The organism is Kitasatospora sp. NPDC001225, from assembly GCF_053597855.1.
On sequence record NZ_JBSFJC010000005.1, the window covers coordinates 130,696 to 137,381 of the forward strand.

General features: G+C 76.3%; 4 protein-coding genes. 2 read left to right on the forward strand and 2 right to left on the reverse strand.

Annotation, left to right across the window (positions count from 1 at the left end; all coding sequences use genetic code 11):
* The first annotated feature begins 36 nt into the window (after positions 1 to 36).
* Entirely contained in the window at positions 37 to 834 is a 798-nt protein-coding gene (locus tag ACWDCZ_RS03075) for an alpha/beta fold hydrolase (protein ID WP_449815072.1), read from the forward strand.
* On the forward strand, positions 831 to 1,151 hold the full coding sequence (locus tag ACWDCZ_RS03080) for a hypothetical protein (protein ID WP_049655736.1): 321 nt from the start codon (positions 831 to 833) through the stop codon (positions 1,149 to 1,151). Before ACWDCZ_RS03075 ends, ACWDCZ_RS03080 begins: the two co-directional genes overlap by 4 nt.
* Positions 1,152 to 1,253: 102 nt before the next feature.
* On the opposite strand, the gene ACWDCZ_RS03085 is transcribed toward ACWDCZ_RS03080, so the two are convergent.
* Together ACWDCZ_RS03085 and ACWDCZ_RS03090 are read right to left on the reverse strand one after the other, a co-directional pair.
* Complete coding sequence (locus ACWDCZ_RS03085; RefSeq protein WP_049655735.1) at positions 1,254 to 2,183, reverse strand: coiled-coil domain-containing protein; 930 nt, start codon at positions 2,181 to 2,183, stop codon at positions 1,254 to 1,256.
* Between the two features lie 117 nt (positions 2,184 to 2,300).
* Positions 2,301 to 6,272, reverse strand: a complete 3,972-nt coding sequence (locus ACWDCZ_RS03090; protein WP_449815074.1) for a hypothetical protein — start codon at positions 6,270 to 6,272, stop codon at positions 2,301 to 2,303.
* Positions 6,273 to 6,686 lie beyond the last annotated feature (414 nt).

The window sequence follows — 6,686 nt, forward strand, 5'->3', positions numbered from 1 at the left end:
GTGGGCCCGCCGGGCGTGCCGGAATAGGTTGGTGGCATGAGCCAGCTCCCCTCCGCAGTGTCGGTCCGCGAGAGCGGTACCGGAACACCACTCCTGCTGCTGCACGCCTTTCCTCTGAACGCCTCGATGTGGTCGTCCCAGCTGGACGCGCTGCCCGGCCTGACCGGGGACGAAGCGCGGGTGCTCGCCCCCGACCAGCGGGGGTTCGGCGGCACCGGGCTGGGCGACGACGAGCCCTCGCTGGACCTGGTCGCGGACGACCTCGCGCTGCTGCTGGACGCCGCCGGAATCGAACGCGCGGTGGTCGCCGGGCTCTCCATGGGCGGCTACGCGGCGCTGGCCCTGGCCCGCCGCCACCCCGACCGGCTGGCCGGCCTGCTGCTCGCCAACACCCGGGCCACCGCCGACACCGACGCGGTCCGGGCCAACCGGGAGCGGATGGCCGCCGCCGTCACCGCGCGGGACAGCGTGCGGCTGCTGCTGGACGAGCGGGTCGCGGCCGGGCAGCTCGGGCCGGACTCGCAGCACCTGGTGGAGCGGGTGGAGGCGATGGTCGCCGCCGCGTCGCCGGCCTCCGTCGCCTGGGCCCAGCGGGCCATGGCGGCCCGCCCGGACTCCCTGGACGTGCTGGCCGGCCTGCCGGTGCCGGTCGCGGTCGTGGCGGGCGCCGAGGACGCCCTGGTGGCGCCGGAGGAGGCCGAGGCGATGCTGCGGGCCCGGCCGGACGCCGAGCTGACCGTCCTGCCCCGGGTGGGCCACCTGAGCGCCCTGGAGGCGCCGGAGGCCTTCGACGCCGTCGTGCGCGCCCTGCTCGCCCGGGTGGCCGCCGGATGAGCCAGGAGAGCCAGGACGCGGCGGCCTGGGACTTCTCGGCGCTGGAGGTGAGCGGCCGGATGCCGGTGACCAACCGGGGCGAGGGGCTGGTCGAGCTGACCCTGGAACCGCTCGGCGAGGACTACTGGATGCGCCCGGGGGAGACCTTCATCGTCACCTCGTACGGCGACTACGGGCCCGGGCACCCCTTCGAGGTGCAGTACTGGCCGGACTCGGTGTCGGTCTGGTGCACCTCCTGGTTCGGCACCGTCTCGGACGACGAGGGCAACCAGCTCAGCAGCGGGTACCAGCGGCCGGACGGCGCCTACCCCCGCTAGGGACCCTTCGTCAAGCCGCGCCCGAGGCGATGACGGCGCGACAAGCCGACAGGCCCTCACCCGGGCGGGTGAGGGCCTGCGGTGCGGCTCGGCCGGTGTGCGTCAGCGCGACTGCTGGGCGGGCACGCCCAGGGTGTCGTCGGTCGGCAGCGAGGCGGCGGCGACGGCCGCGCCGGTCAGCGTCGCCAGCATCTCGCGGACGTTGGTCAGCTGGGCGTTGATGCTGTCGCGGCGGTTGGTGAGCGCCGCCAGCTCGCGCTCGGATTCGCTGCGGATGCGGTCGGCCTTGGCGTTGGCGTCGGCCACGATGTCCTCGGACTGGCGCTGGGCCGTCTCGACGGTCTGGCGGGCGCGGCGCTCGGCGTCGGTGCGCAGCTTCTCGGCCTCCAGGCGCAGCTGCTCGGCCCGGTGCTCGATCTCGGCCAGGCGCTTCTCGGCCTTGGCCTGACGGGCGGCCAGGTCGCGCTCGGACTGCTCGCGGCGCTTGGCCAGGTTGGTCTCGAACTCCAGCGCGGCCTGGGCGGCCTTGGTGCGGGTGTCCTCGAAGAGGGCGTCCGCCTCCTCGCGCTTGTTCTGGGCGTCCTTGTTGGCCTCGGCGCGCAGCTGGGCGGCGTCGCTCTTGGACTTGTCGACGATCCGCAGCCCCTCGTCCTCCGCCTTGGCCTTGCGGTCCTTGGCGTAGTTCTCGGCCTCGGTGCGGACCTGCTGGGCGGCGGCCTCGGCGAGCTCGCGGTGCTGCTCGGCGGCGCGGTGCGCCTCGTCGCGCAGGTCCTTGGCCTCCTCCTCGGCGAGTCGCAGGATCTTCTCGACCCGGGCGCCGAGACCGGCGTAGGAGGGCTCCGCCTCGGTGACCGCCGCCTGGGCGGACTGGGTCTCGAGGTGAAGCTCCTCGATGCGCTTCTCCAGCGCGCTGATCCGGGTCAGGGCACTGTCACGGTCGGCCACCAGCTTGGTGATCCGCTCGTCGACCTGGGCGCGCTCGTACCCACGGCGCACCAGGTCGAAGCCGTGAGGGGAGTGACTGTCGCTCATGGGGTTCTGGGCTTCCTGTCGTCAAACCGCTGAGGTGGTTGAGGGAATCCTGACACGGTACCGGAGTGTCGACGGCGTTATGCCGTTCTCTCACGGACAATGACCGCCAATGTCCGCTCAATCGGGTGGTGAGCTCTTGGAGCGATTGCCACCCGACCGGGGGGAGCCAACTCCGGCACCGGCCTTGGCGCCCCCGTCCTTCTTGGTGCTGCTTCCCCCGTTGGCCTGGGCGACCGGTGACGGCGCCTCGAACGCCTCCAGGGCGGACAGCACGTCCTGGACCCTGGAGATCTCGGTGTTGATGTCCTTGCGGCGGCGCACCAGTTCGTCCAGCTCGCGCCGGCCCTCGTCGGTGACCCGCTTCGCCTCGGCCTTCGCCTCGGCGAGCAGCCGCTCGGCCTCCGCCTTCGCCAGCTCGACCTGCTCGTCCGCGGACTCGTCGGCGTCCCGCAGCCGCTTCTCCGCCTCGGTGGAGGCCCGGTCCAGCCGCTCCTCGGCCTCCGCCTCGGACGACCGGAGCTTGGCCTCGGCCTTCCCGATGAGCGCCTCGGCGCGGTCGGTGGAGTTGGCGAGCTTGGTCTCCGCCTCCTTGAGCAGGCCCTCGGCCTTGCGGACGGCGGACAGCCGGACCTTGCTGGCCTCCGCGGAGGCCTCCGAGGTCAGCTCGGCCGCGCGGTCCTCGGCCGCCGCGACCAGGGCCGCCGCGCGGTCCTCGGCCTCGGCGACGGTGGCCACCGCCTGCTCCTCGGCCTCGGTCAGCTGCTCCTGGGCGGCCGTCACCAGCGCGTCCACCCGCTCGCCGGCGGACTTCATGGCCGCCGCGTTCTCCTTGCGGGCGCGCTCGTGCAGGGCCTCGACCTCGGCGTCGGTGCGCTCGCGCAGCTCCTCGGCGCGCTCGCGGATCGCGGTCGCGTCCCGGCGGGCCTCGGCGAGCAGGGTGTCCGCGTCGGAGCGGCCCTTCTCGACCTCGGCCTGACCGGCCGCCTCGCCGGCGGCGACCAGCCGGTCGGCCTCCTTGCGGGCGGCCGCGACCATGGCGTCCGCCTGCTCCTCGGCGGCGGCGGTGGTCGCCAGCGCGGTGGTCTGGGCGTCCTCGCCGAGCGCCTCGGCGTCCGCGAAGGCCTTCTCCAGGACGGACTTGGCGTGCTCGCGGGTGGCCTTGTCGAACTGCTCGGCGGCCTCCCGGGTCTCCGCGTCGTAGGCGTCGGCGCGGGAGTGGGTGGCGGAGTCGTAGTCGTCGGCCAGGGTGCGGGTGGCGAGGGCGTACTCGTCGGCCTCGGCGCGCAGGGCCGCGGACAGCTCCTCGGCGTCGGCGATGCTCCGGGCGCCCTGGGCCTCGGCCTCGGCCACCGTACGGGCGGCCTGCGCCTCCGCGTCGGCGCGCAGCTGCTCGGCGGCCTCCTGGGCGGCCCGCAGCTCGGCCTCGGCCTCCGCGCGCAGCTGCCCGTCGTAGGCCCGGGCCTCGGCGCGCTGCCGGCCGAGCTCGTCCTCGACGGCCTCCCGCTCGGCGGCCAGCTCCAGCTCGGTCTGCTCGCGCAGGGCGGTGGTCTCGGCCTCGGTGCGGGCCCGCAGGTCGGCGGTCTCGCGGTCGACGAGCTCGCGCTGCTCGGCGCTCTCCCGCTCGACCAGGCCGCGCAGCTCGGCGGCGTACGCGTCGGCGGACTCGCGCTGCTCGGTGCTCTCCCGTTCGGCCAGCTCCCGCTGCTCGGTGGTCTCGTACTCGGCGAGGGTGCGCAGCTCGGTGGCGTCCTGCTCGGCGGCCTCGCGGAGTTCGGTGACCTCCTGCTCGGCGGCGGCCCTGAGCGCGGCGATCTGCTCGGCGGCGGCCTCGTGCATACCGGCCACCGACTGGCGGACCTCGGCGGCCTCGTCCTCGGCGGCGGCCACCAGCTCGGCGCCCTCGGCCTTGGCGGCGGCGATCAGCTCGGCGCGGTCGGCCCTGGCCTGCTCCAGCTCGGCGGTGGCCTCGGCGCGGATGCCGTCGGCGGTGGCGCGGGCCTCGGACAGCTCGCGGCCGGCCTCGGCCCGGACGGTCGAGGCCTGCTCGTTGGCCAGGGCCAGTTCGGCGGCGGCCTTCTCGCGGGTGGCCTTGGCGTCCTTGGCGGCCTCGGCGCGGCGCTGCTCGGCGGTGGCCTCGGCGCGCTCCAGCACCTCGTCGGCGGCGGCGCGCTGCTCGGCGGTGTGGGCGTCGGCCTGCTCGCGGACCTCGGCGGCGTAGGCGTCGGCGGCGGTCTGCTGCTCGCCGGCGTACGCGTCGGCGGCTTCGCGGACCTCGACGCCGTACCGGTCGGCGGTCTCGCGGACCTCGGCGCCGTACCGGTCGGCCGCCTCGCGGACCTCGGAGGTCTCCGCCGCGGTGCGCTTGGTGAGGTCGGTGGCGTGCTGTTCGGCCTCGGTGCGGACCCGGTCGGCGTGGGCCTCGGCGGCCTCGCGCTGCTGGGTGGTCTCCTGCTGGGCCAGGGCCCGCAGCTCTCCGGCGGCCTGTTCGGCCTCGGCCCTGGTCTCCGCGGCGTAGGCGTCGGCGGCGGTGTGCTGCTCCGTGGCGTACGTGTCGGCGGTGGTGCGCTGCTCGGTGACGTACGTGTCGGCCGCGGTGCGCTGCTCGTCGGCGTAGGCGTCGGCGGCTTCGCGGACCTCGACGCTGTACTGGTCGGCGGTCTCGCGGACCTCGGCCGTCTCCGCCGCGGTGCGTTCGGTGAGGTCGGTGGCGTGCTGTTCGGCCTCGGTGCGGACCCGGTCGGCGTAGGCCTCGGCGGCCTCGCGCTGCCGGCTGGTCTCGCGCTGGGCGAGCGCCCGCAGCTCTCCGGCGGCCTGTTCGGCCTCGGCCCTGGTCTCCGCGGCGGCCTGTTCGGCCTGCTCGCGGGCGGCCTCGGCCGCGTCCAGGTGCTCGGAGGTCTCCTCGCGCTCGCGCCGCAGGTCGTCGGCGGCCTCCTCGCGTTCGCGCCGGCTCTCCTCGCGCAGCGCGTTCGCGGCCGCCTCGGCCTCGGCCCGGGCCCGGGCGGCCTCGGTGTCGGCCTCGGTGCGCACCCGCTCGGCGTCGGCCACCGCGGCGTCCCGGACGGCCTTCGCCTCGGCCTGTGCCTCGGTGGTCGTAGCCTCTGCCGCGGCGGTCGCCTCGGCGCGCACCCGCTGGTCGAACTCGGTTGCGTCGCGCCGGAGTTCGGCGGTCTCGCGCTCGGCGGCGGACCGGTTCTCGGCGGCCGCGGCCTTGGCGGCGGCGAGCGCGTCCTGGCCCTGCTGCTCGGCGGCCTCGGTGATCTTCCCGGCCTCGGCCCGGGCCCGGGTCAGGGTCTGCTCGGCCCGGCCCTGGGTCTCGGCGGCCTGCTCCTGGGCCTGCTCGCGCAGCCGCTCGATCTCCCCGGCGGCACCCGCGCGCAGCTCGTCCGCGTCGGCCTTGGCCTTGGTGAGCAGCTCCTCGGCGTTCTTCGCCGACTCCTCGATCTGGACCACGGCCTGGCGGCGGGCCTCGCCGCGCACCCGGTCGGCCTCGGCGGCGGCCTGGGCGCGCAGCTCCTCGGCCTCGGCCCGCAGCCGGGCCGCCTCGTCCTGCATCTGCTCGATCCGCTCGCGGATCGCGGCGGCGTCGTCCAGGGCGGCGTTCTGGGCCTGCTCGACGGCGGCCTGGGCCTGCTCGCGCAGGCGCTGCGCCTCGGCGGCGGCCTCGGCGCGGATCCGCTCGGCCTCGGCGGCGGCCTCGCCGCGCACGGTCTCGGCGTCCTGGTCGGCCCGGCCGAGGACCTCCTCGGCGGTCTTGGCGGCCTTGGCGAGGTGGACGGTGGCGTCCTTGGCGCCGGCCGCCCGGCCCGCCTCCTCGGCCTCGCCGCGCAGTCGCTGGGCGTCGGCCTCGGCGTGCGCGCGCAGCTCGGCGACGTCCCGCTCGGCCAGGGCGCGGAGTTCGGCGATCGCCGCCTCGGCCTCGGCCTTCAGTTCGGAGGCCACCGACTCGGCGGTGGCCCGCAGCCGCTCGCTCTCCTCGGCGGCGGCGGCCCGGGCGGCGTCGGCCTCGGCCTGCTTGGTGGCGGCCTCGGTGCGGACGCCCTCGGCCTCGGCCCGGATCGCCGAGGCCTCCTTGGTGGCCTGGGCGACCATCCGGGCCACCTCGGCCCGGGCGGTCTGCGAGCGCTGCTCGTTGGCGGCCTCGCCGTCGGCGACCCTGCGCTCGGCGGCGGCCTCGGCGTCGGCCTGGAGCTGCTCGGCGGCCTGCTCGGCCTGGGCGCGCAGTTCGGTGGCCTCGTGGCGGGTGCGCTCCGCCTCGGCGATCGCCTCGGCGCGCAGCCGCTCTATCTCGGCCTTGGCGGCGGCGAGCTGCTGCTCGGCCCGGGCCTGCTCGTTGGCGGCCTGCGCCTTGAGCCGGCCGATCTCGGCCTGGGCGGCGACCAGCTGGCCCTCGGCGGCGGCGTGTGCGGCGGCCAGCTGCTGCTGGGCCTCGCCAAGATCCAGCGGGTACTGCCGCAGCCGCTGCGCGAGCGCGTGGCGGCCGTCGAACAGACCCTCGGACTGACC

Coding starts and splice junctions, on each gene's coding strand:
- ACWDCZ_RS03080 (WP_049655736.1), top strand. CDS start 831: ATGAGCCAGGAGAGCCAGGACGCGGCGGCCTGGGACTTCTCGGCGCTG.
- ACWDCZ_RS03090 (WP_449815074.1), bottom strand. CDS start 6,272: ATGGTCGCCCAGGCCACCAAGGAGGCCTCGGCGATCCGGGCCGAGGCC.
- ACWDCZ_RS03085 (WP_049655735.1), bottom strand. CDS start 2,183: ATGAGCGACAGTCACTCCCCTCACGGCTTCGACCTGGTGCGCCGTGGG.
- ACWDCZ_RS03075 (WP_449815072.1), top strand. CDS start 37: ATGAGCCAGCTCCCCTCCGCAGTGTCGGTCCGCGAGAGCGGTACCGGA.